We start from the raw sequence: 14,611 nt of genomic DNA on the forward strand, positions 1-14,611 counted from the left end.
TCTGGTGACATTATAAATATCATTTGCTATGCGAAAAAAATGAAATTGTGATGGTGGTTTGAAAACAGATTTCTGCTAATAGCAATATTTTATTGTTTTGAAAATGTCCGTGTAATACGCGAAATCCCGATTGACTCTAATGTTTTAATAAAGTGTGTAGCAAGAATTTGCTATTGCGCCACGATTTTAAAGGGCAAGCTATCCGCAGAATGCCAACAATTTGCTGATATGGCCTTTTATAGTAAGCCTCGAAGTATTCTACTTGCCAGTAAGGAGTCCGCTGGTAAAGACACGAACTCTGCTTAGAAGGTGTCACAATGAACGATTCACTAAAAGCGCAATGCATTGCTGAGTTTTTGGGTACCGGGCTGTTTTTGTTTTTTGGTATTGGCTGCCTGAGCGCTCTGAAAGTCGCAGGTGCCAGCCTGGGATTGTGGGAAATCTGCATCATTTGGGGGCTGGGGATCTCGCTTGCAGTCTACCTGACGGCCGGGATTTCTGGCGCGCATCTCAACCCTGCTATCACCATCGCGCTGTGGCTGTTTGCCTGTTTTCCGGGGCGCAAAGTATTACCTTACACTGTGGCGCAGGTCGCGGGGGCCTTTGGTGGCGCTTTGCTGGCTTATTTGCTCTACGGCAGTCTGTTTACCGAGTATGAGTCGGCCCACCAGATGGTGCGCGGCAGTCTGGAAAGCCTGCACCTTGCCAGTATTTTTAGTACTTATCCTGCGGCGGCGCTCAGCGTCTGGCAGGCAGCGTTGGTCGAAGTGGTGATTACCTCCATTCTTATGGGGATGATCATGGCGCTGACTGACGACGGTAACGGCGTGCCTAAAGGTCCGTTGGCACCATTGCTGATTGGTATTCTGGTTGCTGTTATCGGCGCATCCACCGGTCCGCTCACCGGATTTGCGATGAATCCGGCGCGTGATTTTGGTCCTAAATTATTTGCCTGGATGGCCGGGTGGGGAGATGTTGCGATGACCGGTGGGCGTGATATCCCTTATTTCATTGTACCGATTGTGGCCCCTATCATCGGCGCGTGCGCGGGTGCAGCAATTTATCGTTATTTGATTGGCAAAAATTTACCGTGTAATACGTGTAAGCTGGACGAAAATGAGAGCTAGCTTCACAGAAGAAGTTTATTTTTGAAAAGTAAAAACTGTTTTCGTGATCCGGTATCCTGAACTGCCCAAAAAGTCTCCCAAGAATGGGAGACTTTTGTTATGTTCAATTACGACTTTCATCAATGCTCAGGATGGCAGGGTGAAAACGAATGTGAATAATATGTTTTATTTATAACAATAAATTAACTGAGAGGTTTTATCATGATTTCTGCGAGTGCCCTGAACTCAGAACTCATTAATAAAATCGCACAGGATTTTGCGCAGGCCACCAGTCTGGCCGTTGTGGTTGTCAATATTCACGGTGATGAAATTTCTGAGCTTTTTAATTTCACCCCTTTTTGCCAGTTGATGCGTCAGCATCCTCAGCACAGTACCCGTTGTCGTATGAGCGATCGCTGTGGAGGGCTGGAAGCCTCTAAATCCGATCAACCCTGCATCTATCGCTGTCACGCCGGACTTACCGATTTCTCAATTCCGCTGGTCATTGCGGGGCACCTGGTAGGGTTTGTGCTTTGTGGCCAGGTACGCTTAAGTAACGATGTCGGTTTGGTTGATATTCTGAATGTAGATGACCGCTGGCAAGCCGATCCCGAACTGGTCAACGAGTTTCGTAATGTACCGGAAATGGATTATTCGCGAGTCATCGCCTCAGCGGATCTGCTGAAGCTCATCGTGGAAAATTGCCTTAAGAAACAACTTAATTTTGTGGTTATCAAAGATAACCCGCAGCAGTCAGAGCCGGTACGAGCTAACCGCAGTACCAATCCTCATGACAGCAAAATGAAAAAAGCACTGCGCTATATTGATGCGCATTTATCAGACGAATTGCGTCTGGAGGATGTCGCCTCTCATGTTTACCTTAGCCCTTACTATTTCAGCAAATTGTTCAAAAAATATCATGGGATCGGTTTTAACGCATGGGTAAACCAGCAGCGAATGGCCAGTGCAAAAGAGCTGCTTTGGCACAGTGACTGGAGCATAGCCAGTATTGCGCGTAATTTAGGATTTTCGCAAACCAGTTATTTTTGCAAAGTTTTTCGTCAAACGTATCAGGTCACGCCGCAGGCATTTCGCCAGCAAATAAATGTCATTTCACGTGGCGAGTCCGCTTAAGTAGCAATATTTTGCTATTGCCGATTTTTGATATAGGGCGCTATGCCAGTCATTATAAAATGAAAAGTAGCGACAGCAGTCAATAAATTGTCATAGCGCAACAAAATAATAGTATTAGAGGGATAAACTGCACCAGTTTTTATTTTTGTGATGAGATACAGTGTCTCTGTGAATGACTTTCTTTATTCTTTGTTGGCACTTTCATTCAGAATGCGAGCATATGAATAAGTGGGTTTATGCCAGGTAATTGGTTGAATGAACCCGGCAAGATATTAAATTGAATTATTGTCATGAGGTCGTGAATTTACCTCATAACAGAGAGCTTAATTAATCAGGCTCTTGAACTGACAGGTTTGCCACATTTGTGGTAGGGAAGGGGGTGAGAATCCCCCGCAGCCCCCGCTGCTGTGATGCTGACGACCCCGTATTGACCACTGATCGCAAGATTGGGAAGGACGGGTGAGGATGACGCTAAGCCAGAAGACCTGCCTGTCAGTGACTACCAACAACTTCGGTGGGAAGTGGGTGGTTCAGATGCATACAGTCGAGAGACTGGGTATCTTTACACCCCTACCACCCTGAACAGGATCAGGGTATGGCGGCCAATTTTCACGCTTTTGTTCTTGCAGGTACCGGAAGCGGCTGTGGTAAAACCACGGTGACGCTGGGCTTGTTGAGCTTGTTGAAAAAACGCGGTTTACGCGTCCAGCCTTGTAAAGTAGGCCCCGATTACCTTGATACCGGCTGGCATACCGCGGTATGCGGCACTGCTTCCCGCAATCTTGATAGCTTCATGCTTCCCGTCCCCACCCTGAATGCTTTATTTCGCGAGCACATGCAACATGCGGATATCGCCGTTATTGAAGGCGTTATGGGGTTGTATGACGGATACGGCACCGACCCAAACTACTGCAGCACCGCCGCGATGGCCAAACAGTTAGGCTGTCCGGTTATCCTACTGGTTGATGGCAAAGCCGTTTCCACCTCGATCGCCGCGGCGGTAATGGGGTTTCAGCATTTTGATCCAACCCTGAATATTGCCGGCGTTATTGTTAACCGGGTTAACAGCGAAACGCATTACCAGCTCCTGAAAGTGGCGATTGAGCGTTACTGCGCTGTACCCGTCTTAGGCTACGTTCCCCGTATGGAAGGCGTTGCGCTTCCCGAGCGTCATCTGGGTTTGGTTACCGCGCGTGAGTCGGTTATCAACCAGCAGCCGTGGCAGGCGTTTGCCGCGACGCTGGAGCAAACCCTTGATATCGACGCGCTGCTGAGATTAAGCCAGTTAGACACGCTTCCTGCTGGTGAATGGCCAGCGTTGCCCGCCGCAGACGCCGGGGCAGGGCTAACGCTTGCCATCGCCGATGACGAAGCGTTCAACTTCTACTACCCAGACAACATTGTGCTACTGGAGCGCACGGGGCTTAAAATTGTCCGTTTTAGTCCGTTGCACGACACCTGTTTACCCGACTGTCAGATGATCTGGCTGGGTGGCGGCTATCCTGAGTTACATGCTGCGGCGTTGGCCCGTAATGTTGCAATGCTTAACCAACTGCGGGCGGCGCACCAGCAGGGTGTCGCGATTTATGCCGAGTGCGGGGGGCTGATGTATCTCGGCAGTTCGCTGGAAGACAGCCAGGGTGATACCTGGCTGATGGCGGATATCATTCCCGGTCACAGCAAAATGGGAAAACGTCTGACCCGATTTGGCTACTGCGAAGCGCAGGCCGCGCAGCAAACGTTGTTAGCTGCAGAAGGCGAAGTGCTGCGCGGACATGAATTCCACTACTCCGATTTTACCCCTGAAACCTCCGCGGTGATGAACTGTCGCAAAGTGCGCGATGGCAAAACGCTGCAAGCCTGGTCCGGCGGCTGGCAGGTGGGAAATACCTTTGCCAGCTATCTACACGTTCATTTTGCTCAACGTCCGCAGATGCTTAACCACTGGCTGGCAGCCGCGAGGAGCGCACTATGACCATCCTCGCGTGGTGTGTTGCCTGGCTGCTTGATTTTATCATCGGCGATCCGCAGAACTGGCCGCATCCGGTGCGCTGGATTGGCAATCTGATTTCTGCGGTGCAGCGAGTTGTTCGGCGTTACTGCCATAGCGACCGTGCGCTACGCATCGGTGGCGGGGTGATGTGGATTGTGGTGGTGGGGCTGACCTGGGCTGTGTCCTGGGGAGTACTGGCGCTGGCGCACTCTATTCATCCCTGGCTTGGTTGGGTGGTTGAGGTCTGGATGATCTTTACCGTGCTGGCCGGGCGCTGCCTGGCAAACGCCGCGCAGGATGTCGAGCGTCCGCTACGTGCCGGTAACCTTGCTGCAAGTCGGGAAAAGCTGTCATGGATTGTAGGACGTGATACCTCGCAATTACAGCCACAGCAGATCAATCGCGGCGTAGTGGAAACCGTGGCTGAGAACACCGTTGATGGCATCATCGCGCCGCTGTTCTTCTTGCTCCTCGGCGGTGCGCCTCTGGCGATGGCCTACAAAGCGGTAAACACCCTTGACTCCATGGTGGGCTACAAACATGAAAAATACCGCGCTATCGGTATGGTCAGCGCTCGTCTGGACGATGTCGCAAATTATATTCCCGCGAGACTAAGTTGGCTGCTGCTGGGCGCAGCGGCATTTTTATGTCGCCAGGACGGCGCGCGTGCTTGGCAGATTGGCTGGCGCGATCGCTACAACCACAGCAGCCCAAACTGCGCGTGGTCAGAAGCGTCCGTTGCCGGGGCATTAGGAATTCGTCTGGGTGGTCCTAATGACTACTTTGGCGAGCGCGTTGAGAAACCGTGGATCGGTGATGCACAACGCGACATTTCGGTAGACGACATTTCCCATACGATTCGATTGATGTGGGTGGCATCGATGCTGGCACTGGCGCTGTTTATTGCGCTGCGGTGGCTGCTGGTCGGTGTAGCCTGAGGACAACACAATGCAATATATCCAGCAACCCCAGGCGATTGAGGCCAAAAGTTTCGACATTATTGGCGAGATCATCCGTGAAACCCGCCCGGACTATCAGTTTGCCAGCCCGTTACATGAAGCCATTATCAAGCGGGTCATTCACACGACAGCGGATTTCGACTGGCTGGACATTCTGTGGTTTTCCAGTGATGTGCTGGAGCAGTTCTGTGCGGCGCTTAGCCGTTCGAGCGTGATTTATACCGATACCACTATGGCCCTTTCCGGGATTAATAAAACGCTGCTGGCAAAATTCGGTGGCGAATGCCGCTGCTACATCAGCGACCCGCGGGTCGTGCGGACGGCAAAAGAGCAGGGCATTACCCGGTCAATGGCGGCCGTTGACATTGCGGTGAAGGAAGAGGGTGAAAAGCTGTTTGTGTTTGGCAACGCGCCGACAGCGCTGTTCCGCCTGCTTGAGCATGATGTGGCCGTGAGTGGCGTAGTTGGCGTACCGGTTGGGTTCGTCGGTGCAGAAGAGTCGAAAGATGCACTGACCCAAAGCAATCTACCCGCCATTGCTGCGTTAGGTCGTAAAGGGGGAAGTAACGTCGCCGCCGCGATCGTCAACGCCATGCTTTATCACATGCAGGGGGCGCGATGAGCGAGTCCTTCGATACGCCTGTGTGGCACAACGGTAAAGCGCTGCGTAAAGGATATACCACGGGATCGTGCGCGACGGCGGCGGCAAAAGTGGCGGCGCTGATGGTATTGCGCCAACACCTGATCCATCAGGTTTCTATCGTGACGCCATCAGGTGTGACGCTGTGTCTGAACGTAGAGTCACCGCATATCGAAGGACAGCAGGCGATAGCCGCCATCCGCAAAGACGGTGGCGATGATGTGGATGCCACTCACGGCATGCTGATTTTTGCCCGCGTGACGTTAAACGATAGCAAAGAGATAACCCTTCAGGGCGGGGAAGGCGTTGGCACGGTAACCCGCAAAGGGATCGGCCTGCCAGTGGGCAGTTCGGCGATTAATCGCACACCTCGCCAGACCATTGAGTCTGCGGTTCGTGAGGCGATTGGTCCGAATCGTGGGGCGCAAATTGAAATTTTCGCGCCGGAAGGCGAAGAGCGGGCGCAAAAAACCTACAACTCCCGCCTTGGCATTCTGGGCGGCATTTCGATCATTGGTACGACTGGGATCGTCACGCCGATGTCAGAAGAAAGCTGGAAACGTTCACTGTCGCTGGAGCTGGAAATTAAGCGAGCGGCGGGGCTGGAGCGTGTCGTACTGGTGCCAGGAAACCACGGCGAACGTTTTGTGCGTGAGCAGATGGGGATCGACACCCAGGTTGTGGTCACTATGAGCAATTTTGTCGGCTACATGATTGAAGAAGCCGTACGTCTGGGGTTCCGACAAATTGTGCTGGTGGGACACCCTGGTAAGCTCGTCAAAATTGCGGCGGGGATCTTTCATACCCACAGCCATATTGCCGATGCTCGCATGGAAACGCTGGTGGCCCACCTCGCATTACTGGGTGCGCCGCTGGAACTGCTCACGCTGGTCAGCGACTGCGATACCACCGAGGCGGCGATGGAACACATAGAAGCATACGGTTTTCAGCACATTTACAACCATCTGGCTAAGCGCATCTGTATGCGCGTCCTGCAAACGTTGCGCTTTACCAAAAATCCCCCGACCTGTGACGCCATCATGTTCTCTTTTGATAATCAGGTGCTTGGAAGTAATCGCCCGGTTGCAGAGATTGCTGAGGAGATGCAATGTTAACCGTTGTAGGGATGGGACCAGCCGGTTTGCATTTGATGACGCCTGCGGCGCGTGAAGCGGTCGCAACGGCTGATGTTCTGGTCGGTGGAAAGCGACATTTGCAGCAATTCCCGGATTTTACCGGTGAACAGTTTGTTCTCGGCGCCAATATTCTCGAACTTTTGAACTGGATTTGCGCGCACCAGGAACAACGCGTTGTGGTGCTGGCATCTGGCGATCCGCTGTTTTACGGCATCGGGACGCGCATGGTGGCGCATTTCGGTATTGAAAATGTGCGCATTATTCCCGGTATTAGCGCGGTGCAGTACCTGTGTGCGCAGTCCGGTATTGATATGAACGATATGTGGCTGACCAGTAGCCATGGTCGCAGCGTCTGTTTCGATGAACTGGCGCGACATAACAAGGTGGCGATGGTGACAGATGCGCAGTGCGGCCCGCGTGAAATTGCGCAGCAGCTCATTGCACGAGGCAAGGGACATCGCTGGATGGTGATTGGCGAAAACCTGGCAATGGAAAACGAACGGATCCATTTCCTGCCTGTGAACGAAGTTAACGCCGACTATGACATGAATGCAGTGGTGATCCTTGATGAAAGATGAGCTGTTTTTACGTGGAGAGAAAGTGCCGATGACCAAAGAAGCGGTACGTGCACTTGCCCTCTCAAAACTTGAATTACACCGCGCCAGTCACCTGATTGATATTGGCGCGGGAACCGGCAGCGTGTCGATAGAAGCCGCGCTGCAATACCCTGGATTGCGCGTGACGGCAATCGAGCGTAACCCGGCGGCGCTCAGGCTGCTGGATGAAAACCGCCAGCATTTTGCCTGTGCAAACATCGACATTTTTCCCGGTGTTGCGCCGATGACCATCGCTGAAAAAGCCGATGCCATTTTCATGGGCGGCAGCGGTGGCCATTTGACTGAACTGATTGACTGGTCAATGCGTCAATTGCATCCCGCAGGGCGGCTGGTGATGACATTCATCCTCCAGGAAAACCTCAACACCGCGCTGGCACATCTGGACCATCTTGGCGTACCGGGAGTGGATTGCCTGCAGCTACAGGTTTCCTCGCTTACCACGCTTGGCAGTGGTCACTATTTCAAACCGAATAACCCCGTATTTGTTATCGCCTGTCAGAAGGAAGGAAACCATGTCTGAGATTTTTGATCCCCGTAGCGTGTGGTTTGTTGGCGCAGGTCCTGGCGATCGCGAGCTGATTACCCTCAAAGGTTACCGGTTGCTACAGCAGGCGCAGGTTGTTATCTACGCCGGATCGCTGATTAACACCGAACTGCTGGAATATTGTCCTGCTGGTGCTGAATGCCACGACAGCGCTGAACTGCATCTGGAGCAGATCCTTGATCTGATGGAAGCCGGAGTGAAAGCGGGTAAGACCGTGGTGCGTCTGCAAACCGGCGATGTTTCGCTGTACGGTTCCGTGCGCGAGCAGGGCGAGGAACTGACCAAACGCGGGATTGACTGGCAGGTGGTGCCCGGCGTCAGCGCATTCCTTGGTGCGGCGGCGGAGCTGGGCGTTGAGTATACCGTGCCTGAGGTCTCACAGAGCCTGATCATTACCCGCCTGGAAGGACGCACGCCGGTGCCGGAGCGCGAACAGCTGGAGTCATTTGCCAGTCACCAGACATCTATGGCGATTTACCTGTCCGTTCAGCGTATTCATCGTGTGGCCGAGCGTTTGATTGAAGGCGGTTATCCGGCGACCACGCCCGTGGCGGTGATCTACAAGGCAACCTGGCCGGAAAGCCAGACCGTGCGCGGTACCCTGGCGGATATTGGCGACAAGGTTCGTGATGCGGGCATCCGTAAAACGGCTCTTATTCTGGTCGGTAATTTCCTGGGCTCGGAGTATCACTACTCCAAACTCTATGCGGCGGACTTTAGCCATGAATACCGTAAAGCCTGAGTCAATTGCGCTTTTTTGCCTGACCCCGGGAGGCGTTACGCTGGCAAAACGTCTGGCGGCCATGCTGCCGGTCACCTGTTTTACCAGTGAAAAGCTGCTGGAGGAGGGATTCATTCCTTTCGAAAACGGCTTTGCGAATACCGCCCGCGAAGCGTTTGCGAATTACTCGGCGCTGATTTTTATCGGTGCGACCGGCATTGCGGTGCGCGTGCTGGCCCCGCTGGTCAACGACAAATTTTGCGATCCGGCGGTGGTGGTCATTGATGAACGCGCCCAGCATGTCATCAGCCTGCTCTCCGGTCACGCGGGCGGTGCCAATGCGCTGGCGCGGTATCTGGCGGGCATGTTGGGCGCCGATCCGGTGATCACCACGGCGACGGATGTCAACGATATGGCGGCACTGGATACGCTGGCATTTCAACTGAATGCCCGGATGAGTGATTTCCGTTCGGCGGTGAAGATCGTTAATCAGATGCTGGTCAGTAACAAGCGGGTTGGGCTGTGGTGGGATGATGAACTGACGCAGGATGTCAGTCATTGCGACCGGCGCGGATTTATCACGGTAACCGATCTCAATCAGCTTCCTGAACTGGATGCGCTGGTGTGTATCACCTTACGCACCAACTTACCCGATCTGCCTGTTCCGCACTGGAAGCTGGTGCCGCAGCGTGTTGTGGCCGGAATTGGTTGTCGTCGTGACACGCCGTTCCCGTTGCTGGCCGCGCTGCTTGCCAGGCAACTCGAGGCCCAGCAGCTCGATCCGCTGGCGCTTAAAGCGATTGGCAGTATCACGCTGAAAAAAGATGAACAGGGACTTATCCAACTGGCATCGTGCTGTCGCGTTCCTTTCGAAACCTTTACTGCTGACGCGCTGCGTGAGCATGAACACCGCTTCCCGGCCTCATCGTTTGTTCGCAAAACGGTGGGTACAGGAAGCGTTTCCGGTCCTGCAGCCTGGCTGCTGAGCCACGGAAAACTGTTAGGCGAGACCCTGCGAGAACAGGGCGTCACTATCACTTTGGGAGTTTCACACTGATGTTAAGCGTAATTGGAATTGGCCCTGGCTCGCAGGCAATGATGACCATGGAAGCCGTTGAAGCATTGCAGGCAGCGGAAATCATCGTTGGCTATAAAACCTACACCCACCTGGTAAAAGCGTTCACTGGCGACAAGCAGGTGATCAAAACCGGGATGTGCAAAGAGATTGAACGCTGCCAGGCGGCGATCGAACTGGCGCAGGCAGGTCACAATGTGGCGCTGATCAGCAGCGGTGATGCAGGGATTTACGGTATGGCCGGGCTGGTGCTTGAGCTTGTCAGCAAGCAAAAGCTGGACGTTGAGGTCAGGCTGATCCCAGGAATGACGGCAAGCATTGCCGCCGCCTCTTTGCTGGGCGCGCCGTTGATGCACGACTTCTGCCACATCAGCTTGAGCGATCTGTTAACTCCGTGGCCAGTTATCGAAAAACGCATAGTGGCTGCCGGCGAAGCAGACTTTGTAATCTGTTTCTACAACCCGCGCAGTCGGGGTCGCGAAGGACATCTGGCGCGCGCATTTGAGCTGCTTTCTGCCAGCAAGAGCGCGCAAACGCCGGTGGGTATTGTGAAGTCAGCCGGACGTAAAAAACAGGAAAAATGGTTGACCACCCTGGGTGAAATGGACTTTGAACCGGTTGATATGACCAGCCTTGTGATCGTTGGCAACAAAACAACCTATGTTCAGGACGGCCTGATGATCACGCCACGAGGTTATGTGCTGTGAATTACGGTGATGTGTTGGTCATGGGCGGTACCAGCGATGCGCGCATGCTGTGCCAGCAACTGGACGCAGCCAATGTGGCCTACACCCTGTCAGTTGCGACCCCAACGGGGAAGCAGCTGGCGGGAGATATCAAAGGTCAGGTGCGCTGCGGACGTCTGGAACGCGAACAAATGATTGCCTGGCTACAGGAAAATCAGACGCGCTGGGTGATAGACGCCTCGCATCCGTATGCCGAGGTGGTGAGCCGCAACATCATGAACGCCTGCGAAGCAGCGGGGGTATTGCTGAGCCGCTATCAACGTCCTGAGCAGTTAAGCGGTTTAACCCATCCGCAGCTTTATACCGTACAGAGTATTCAGCAAGCCTGCGAGGTTGCGCGCCGCTTCGGTGACCGCGTGCTGCTGACGACCGGCAGTAAAGATCTGGCTATCTGGCGCGAAGGGTTGCCTGAAAAAACGCTGCTGGCGCGCGTCCTGCCTGTACCCGAGGTTATTCAGCAATGCGCGGACCTGGGATTTGGCGTCGGTGAGATTTTTGCATTGTGCGGGCCGTTTAGCGCCGAGTTCAACGCTGCGTTTTATCGCCAATGTCAGGCTGATGTGGTGATCACTAAGGCATCCGGTGCGGAAGGTGGTTATCAGGAAAAAGTTCAACCCTGTCTCGATGCTGGTATCCCCTGCATCGTGATTACACGTCCGGCACCGTTGGTGACGGGAGAAGAGTTACTGGAAAGTCAGGCCGCCTTCGGGGCGCGTTTAACGCGCTGGCTGGCCGCTGCTTAAGGAGTTAGAGATGAAAAAGGCGCTTCTGGTGGTCAGCTTTGGCACCAGCTATCACGACACCTGTGAGAAAAATATTGTGGCTTGCGAGCGCGATCTCGCAGCCAGTTGCCCTGACCGCGACCTGTTCCGGGCGTTTACCTCCGGGATGATTATCCGCAAGCTCAAGCAGCGCGACGGCATTGAGATCGACACGCCGCTGCAGGCGCTGCAAAAGCTGGCGGAGCAGGGGTATCAGGACGTGGCTATTCAGTCGTTGCACATTATCAACGGTGATGAATACGAAAAAATTGTCCGCGAAGTGCAAAGCATGCGCCCGCTTTTTTCTCGCCTGACGCTGGGTGTTCCGCTGCTGAGCAGCCATGACGATTACGCCCAGCTGATGCTGGCGCTGCAACAGCAGATGCCGGTGCTTGGCGAAAATGAAAAAGTGGTGTTTATGGGACACGGTGCCAGCCATCATGCCTTTGCCGCCTATGCCTGCCTCGACCATATGATGACAGCACAGCGCTACCCGGCGCGGGTTGGGGCGGTGGAAAGTTACCCGGAAGTCGATGTGCTGATTGAAAGTTTGTCTCAGGAAGGGGTGACGGCGGTGCATCTGATGCCGCTCATGTTAGTTGCTGGCGATCATGCCATCAATGATATGGCCTCTGACGAAGAAGATTCCTGGAAAACATTGTTCAATGCGGCCGGGATACCGGCTACGCCGTGGCTCAGTGGTCTGGGTGAGAATCCGGCGGTTCGCGCTATGTTCGTGGCGCATTTACAACAGGCGCTTAATGTGGCGCTGGAGGAAGCAGCATGAGCGGAAAACTGTACGCATTAAGCACCGGGCCTGGCGCTTCCGATCTTATCACCGTGCGGGCCGCACGCACGCTGGGTACGCTGGATATTCTCTATGCGCCTGCCGGGCGTAAAGGTGGCGACAGTCTGGCGCTGTCGATCGTACGTGAATATATCGGCGAGCAGACCGAAGTTCGCTGCTGCCATTTTCCTATGAGTGCTGACAGCGCCGAAAAAGAGGCGGTATGGGATGACGTTGCGGCCGCGCTGGTTCAGGAAGTCGAAGCGGGTAAGCAGGTGGGCTTTATTACACTCGGCGACGCCATGCTGTTCAGCACCTGGGTTTTTTTACTCCAGCGTATTGGCTGTCCTGACTGGTTAGAAATCGTCCCGGGCGTGACCTCTTTCGCTGCGATTGCCGCGCGGTCAAAAACGCCGCTCGCCATGGAGCAACAGTCACTGGCCGTGGTCTCCTGTACCGCGCCGGAAGCGGAAATCCAGCAGGCGTTAAAGCAGCATGACAGTCTGGTGCTGATGAAGGTATACGGTCGTTTTGCGCGCATCAAAGCGCTGCTGCAACAAGAGGGTTTGTTGGGCTGCGCATTGATGATGTCTGAAGCCACGCTGCCGGGTGAACAGTGCTGGCGTCATCTCGATGAGGTGAGCGACGATCAGCCGCTGCCTTATTTCTCGACCATTCTGGTCAATAAACAGTGGGAGTATGCACAATGAAGCTTGAACAACAGCTAAAACAGCTGTCTTTCAGCGGGTTGGCTGCGGCGCTATTACTGATGGTTGTTCCTGAACAAGCGTTCGCCATGCACATAATGGAAGGTTTTTTGCCGCCGATGTGGGCGCTGGCCTGGTGGCTGCTGTTTTTACCGTGCCTGTGGTACGGGCTGGTGCGGCTGCGCCAAATCGTGCAGGAAGATAGTCACCAAAAAGTGTTACTGGCTCTGTGCGGCGCGTTTATTTTTGTGCTGTCGGCGCTGAAAATTCCTTCTGTTACCGGAAGTTGCTCGCACCCTACCGGGGTAGGCCTGGCGGTTATCCTGTTTGGACCGGGCGTGGTGGCAATCCTTGGGGCAATCGTCCTGCTGTTCCAGGCGCTGTTACTGGCGCACGGTGGTTTGACAACGCTTGGCGCTAACGGCATGTCGATGGCGGTGATTGGCCCGGTGGTGGGTTACATGGTGTGGAAAATGGCCTGCCGTGCGGGGTTGCGTCGTGATGTTTGCGTCTTCCTGTGCGCGATGCTGGCGGATCTCGTCACCTATTTCGTGACCTCGGTGCAACTGGGCGTGGCGTTCCCGGACCCATCCGCCGGTGCTACGGGTTCAATCATCAAGTTCATGGGGATTTTCTGTCTGACGCAGATCCCAATTGCGATAGCGGAAGGTCTGCTCACCGTAATGATTTATGACCAGTTAACCAAACGGCAGTTGATTACCGCTCAAGGACATTAACGATGAAAAAGACGCTGATTTTGTTAGGGATGGTAGTGGCGCTGGTGATCCTGCCGTTCTTTATCAACCATGGTGGAGAGTACGGTGGCTCAGACGGTGAGGCGGAGAGTCAGATTCAGGCAATTGCCCCACATTATGAGCCGTGGTTCCAGCCGTTGTATGAACCGGCAAGCGGTGAGATTGAAAGCCTGCTGTTTACGCTTCAGGGATCGCTGGGCGCAGCCGTGATTTTCTACATTCTGGGTTACACCAAGGGCAGGCAACGCCGTGATGACCGGGTTTGACAGGCTTAGCTACCAAAGCCGCTGGTTTCATGTCTCACCCGTGCGGAAATTTTTGCTCTGGCTGATGATGATGATTCTGGCGTTTACTCTGCCCCCGTTGGGGCAGGGTATTGAGCTGTTACTGATTGCCGCGCTGAGCTGCTGGCTGCTGCGCATTTCCTTCTGGCGCTGGTGTCGCTGGATGGCATTACCGTTTGGTTTTCTGACGGTCGGTGTCGTGACCATTCTGTTTAGTTTTAGCCGCGATCCGCAGACGCTGCTGGCCTGCATCCCCGTTGGAAGCTATTGGTTAGGCGTTAGCGCGCCAGGGCTTGTCACCGCCAATGAAACCTTTTGGCGCAGCCTGGCTGCGCTGGCTGCGACGTTCTGGCTGGTACTGAATCTGCCGTTTCCGCAATTGATTATCTTACTCAAACGCGCGCACGTTCCTCGCCTGCTCACTGAGCAGATCCTGCTAACCTGGCGCTTTATTTTTATCCTGTTAGACGAGGCGCTGGCTATTCATCGCGCACAAACGCTACGTTTTGGTTATCGTAGCTTGCCGTTGGGCTATCGCTCGCTGGCGATGCTGGTGGGATTGCTGTTTACCCGCGTGTTGATCCGCTACCAGCAAATGACCACCACACTGGATATCAAACTGTATCAGGGTGATTTTCACCTGTAA

At 54.1% G+C, this 14,611-nt stretch carries 17 protein-coding genes and 1 riboswitch; all 17 genes read left to right on the top strand.

Going from position 1 to position 14,611, the window contains the following annotated elements:
• Nucleotides 1–317: 317 nt before the first annotated feature.
• The 17 genes from pduF to HV314_RS10205 all read left to right on the top strand — a co-directional run bounded on the left by pduF (nucleotide 318) and on the right by HV314_RS10205 (nucleotide 14,611).
• Nucleotides 318–1,127: a propanediol diffusion facilitator PduF gene (pduF, locus tag HV314_RS10125; protein ID WP_016153527.1), complete on the top strand. Its 810-nt coding sequence runs from the start codon at nucleotides 318–320 to the stop codon at nucleotides 1,125–1,127.
• A 201-nt stretch (nucleotides 1,128–1,328) separates the two neighbouring features.
• Nucleotides 1,329–2,240, top strand: coding sequence for a transcriptional regulator PocR (gene pocR, locus HV314_RS10130; protein WP_181547954.1), 912 nt, complete (start codon nucleotides 1,329–1,331; stop codon nucleotides 2,238–2,240).
• Nucleotides 2,241–2,572: 332 nt separating this feature from the next.
• Nucleotides 2,573–2,747: riboswitch (cobalamin riboswitch) on the top strand.
• A gap of 88 nt (nucleotides 2,748–2,835) precedes the next feature.
• Nucleotides 2,836–4,215: a cobyrinate a,c-diamide synthase gene (locus HV314_RS10135; RefSeq protein WP_181547955.1), complete on the top strand. Its 1,380-nt coding sequence runs from the start codon at nucleotides 2,836–2,838 to the stop codon at nucleotides 4,213–4,215.
• Nucleotides 4,212–5,171, top strand: a complete 960-nt coding sequence (cbiB, locus tag HV314_RS10140) for an adenosylcobinamide-phosphate synthase CbiB (protein WP_181547956.1) — start codon at nucleotides 4,212–4,214, stop codon at nucleotides 5,169–5,171. Before HV314_RS10135 ends, cbiB begins: the two co-directional genes overlap by 4 nt.
• A 10-nt stretch (nucleotides 5,172–5,181) precedes the next feature.
• Entirely contained in the window at nucleotides 5,182–5,814 is a 633-nt protein-coding gene (locus HV314_RS10145; protein ID WP_008785140.1) for a cobalt-precorrin-8 methylmutase, read from the top strand.
• Nucleotides 5,811–6,947, top strand: coding sequence for a cobalt-precorrin-5B (C(1))-methyltransferase CbiD (gene cbiD, locus HV314_RS10150; RefSeq protein WP_016153523.1), 1,137 nt, complete (start codon nucleotides 5,811–5,813; stop codon nucleotides 6,945–6,947). Before HV314_RS10145 ends, cbiD begins: the two co-directional genes overlap by 4 nt.
• Nucleotides 6,941–7,546: a cobalt-precorrin-7 (C(5))-methyltransferase gene (locus HV314_RS10155; protein ID WP_019077093.1), complete on the top strand. Its 606-nt coding sequence runs from the start codon at nucleotides 6,941–6,943 to the stop codon at nucleotides 7,544–7,546. The genes cbiD and HV314_RS10155 overlap by 7 nt, the downstream gene beginning before the upstream one ends.
• Nucleotides 7,536–8,105 (top strand): decarboxylating cobalt-precorrin-6B (C(15))-methyltransferase, encoded by a 570-nt coding sequence (locus tag HV314_RS10160; RefSeq protein WP_016153521.1) that lies wholly within the window; start codon nucleotides 7,536–7,538, stop codon nucleotides 8,103–8,105. The genes HV314_RS10155 and HV314_RS10160 overlap by 11 nt, the downstream gene beginning before the upstream one ends.
• Entirely contained in the window at nucleotides 8,098–8,871 is a 774-nt protein-coding gene (locus HV314_RS10165) for a cobalt-precorrin-4 methyltransferase (RefSeq protein ID WP_003030275.1), read from the top strand. Before HV314_RS10160 ends, HV314_RS10165 begins: the two co-directional genes overlap by 8 nt.
• Nucleotides 8,852–9,907, top strand: a complete 1,056-nt coding sequence (gene cbiG / locus HV314_RS10170) for a cobalt-precorrin 5A hydrolase (protein WP_016153520.1) — start codon at nucleotides 8,852–8,854, stop codon at nucleotides 9,905–9,907. Before HV314_RS10165 ends, cbiG begins: the two co-directional genes overlap by 20 nt.
• Nucleotides 9,907–10,632 carry a precorrin-3B C(17)-methyltransferase gene (locus HV314_RS10175; RefSeq protein ID WP_003030278.1) on the top strand — a complete coding sequence of 242 codons (726 nt, stop codon included), beginning with the start codon at nucleotides 9,907–9,909 and terminating at the stop codon, nucleotides 10,630–10,632. Before cbiG ends, HV314_RS10175 begins: the two co-directional genes overlap by 1 nt.
• On the top strand, nucleotides 10,629–11,414 hold the full coding sequence (locus tag HV314_RS10180) for a cobalt-precorrin-6A reductase (protein WP_047357942.1): 786 nt from the start codon (nucleotides 10,629–10,631) through the stop codon (nucleotides 11,412–11,414). Before HV314_RS10175 ends, HV314_RS10180 begins: the two co-directional genes overlap by 4 nt.
• Before the next feature lie 10 nt (nucleotides 11,415–11,424).
• Complete coding sequence (gene cbiK, locus HV314_RS10185) at nucleotides 11,425–12,219, top strand: sirohydrochlorin cobaltochelatase (protein WP_046275696.1); 795 nt, start codon at nucleotides 11,425–11,427, stop codon at nucleotides 12,217–12,219.
• Nucleotides 12,216–12,929 (top strand): cobalt-factor II C(20)-methyltransferase, encoded by a 714-nt coding sequence (locus HV314_RS10190; protein ID WP_016156863.1) that lies wholly within the window; start codon nucleotides 12,216–12,218, stop codon nucleotides 12,927–12,929. Before cbiK ends, HV314_RS10190 begins: the two co-directional genes overlap by 4 nt.
• Nucleotides 12,926–13,663: a cobalt ECF transporter S component CbiM gene (cbiM, locus tag HV314_RS10195; protein ID WP_016153516.1), complete on the top strand. Its 738-nt coding sequence runs from the start codon at nucleotides 12,926–12,928 to the stop codon at nucleotides 13,661–13,663. Before HV314_RS10190 ends, cbiM begins: the two co-directional genes overlap by 4 nt.
• Before the next feature lie 2 nt (nucleotides 13,664–13,665).
• Nucleotides 13,666–13,947 carry an energy-coupling factor ABC transporter substrate-binding protein gene (locus HV314_RS10200; protein ID WP_047499033.1) on the top strand — a complete coding sequence of 94 codons (282 nt, stop codon included), beginning with the start codon at nucleotides 13,666–13,668 and terminating at the stop codon, nucleotides 13,945–13,947.
• A complete protein-coding gene (locus HV314_RS10205; protein WP_181547957.1) occupies nucleotides 13,934–14,611 on the top strand; it encodes an energy-coupling factor ABC transporter transmembrane protein in 678 nt (225 codons plus the stop codon). The genes HV314_RS10200 and HV314_RS10205 overlap by 14 nt, the downstream gene beginning before the upstream one ends.

The sequence above is a fragment of the Citrobacter sp. RHBSTW-00887 genome (genome assembly GCF_013728095.1).
Classification (GTDB): domain Bacteria; phylum Pseudomonadota; class Gammaproteobacteria; order Enterobacterales; family Enterobacteriaceae; genus Citrobacter; species Citrobacter braakii.

What these genes read in the sequence shown, in the direction of transcription:
- pduF (WP_016153527.1), top strand. Translation starts at nt 318, where the DNA reads ATGAACGATTCACTAAAAGCGCAATGCATTGCTGAGTTTTTGGGTACC.
- pocR (WP_181547954.1), top strand. Translation starts at nt 1,329, where the DNA reads ATGATTTCTGCGAGTGCCCTGAACTCAGAACTCATTAATAAAATCGCA.
- HV314_RS10135 (WP_181547955.1), top strand. Translation starts at nt 2,836, where the DNA reads ATGGCGGCCAATTTTCACGCTTTTGTTCTTGCAGGTACCGGAAGCGGC.
- cbiB (WP_181547956.1), top strand. Translation starts at nt 4,212, where the DNA reads ATGACCATCCTCGCGTGGTGTGTTGCCTGGCTGCTTGATTTTATCATC.
- HV314_RS10145 (WP_008785140.1), top strand. Translation starts at nt 5,182, where the DNA reads ATGCAATATATCCAGCAACCCCAGGCGATTGAGGCCAAAAGTTTCGAC.
- cbiD (WP_016153523.1), top strand. Translation starts at nt 5,811, where the DNA reads ATGAGCGAGTCCTTCGATACGCCTGTGTGGCACAACGGTAAAGCGCTG.
- HV314_RS10155 (WP_019077093.1), top strand. Translation starts at nt 6,941, where the DNA reads ATGTTAACCGTTGTAGGGATGGGACCAGCCGGTTTGCATTTGATGACG.
- HV314_RS10160 (WP_016153521.1), top strand. Translation starts at nt 7,536, where the DNA reads ATGAAAGATGAGCTGTTTTTACGTGGAGAGAAAGTGCCGATGACCAAA.
- HV314_RS10165 (WP_003030275.1), top strand. Translation starts at nt 8,098, where the DNA reads ATGTCTGAGATTTTTGATCCCCGTAGCGTGTGGTTTGTTGGCGCAGGT.
- cbiG (WP_016153520.1), top strand. Translation starts at nt 8,852, where the DNA reads ATGAATACCGTAAAGCCTGAGTCAATTGCGCTTTTTTGCCTGACCCCG.
- HV314_RS10175 (WP_003030278.1), top strand. Translation starts at nt 9,907, where the DNA reads ATGTTAAGCGTAATTGGAATTGGCCCTGGCTCGCAGGCAATGATGACC.
- cbiK (WP_046275696.1), top strand. Translation starts at nt 11,425, where the DNA reads ATGAAAAAGGCGCTTCTGGTGGTCAGCTTTGGCACCAGCTATCACGAC.
- HV314_RS10190 (WP_016156863.1), top strand. Translation starts at nt 12,216, where the DNA reads ATGAGCGGAAAACTGTACGCATTAAGCACCGGGCCTGGCGCTTCCGAT.
- cbiM (WP_016153516.1), top strand. Translation starts at nt 12,926, where the DNA reads ATGAAGCTTGAACAACAGCTAAAACAGCTGTCTTTCAGCGGGTTGGCT.
- HV314_RS10200 (WP_047499033.1), top strand. Translation starts at nt 13,666, where the DNA reads ATGAAAAAGACGCTGATTTTGTTAGGGATGGTAGTGGCGCTGGTGATC.
- HV314_RS10205 (WP_181547957.1), top strand. Translation starts at nt 13,934, where the DNA reads ATGACCGGGTTTGACAGGCTTAGCTACCAAAGCCGCTGGTTTCATGTC.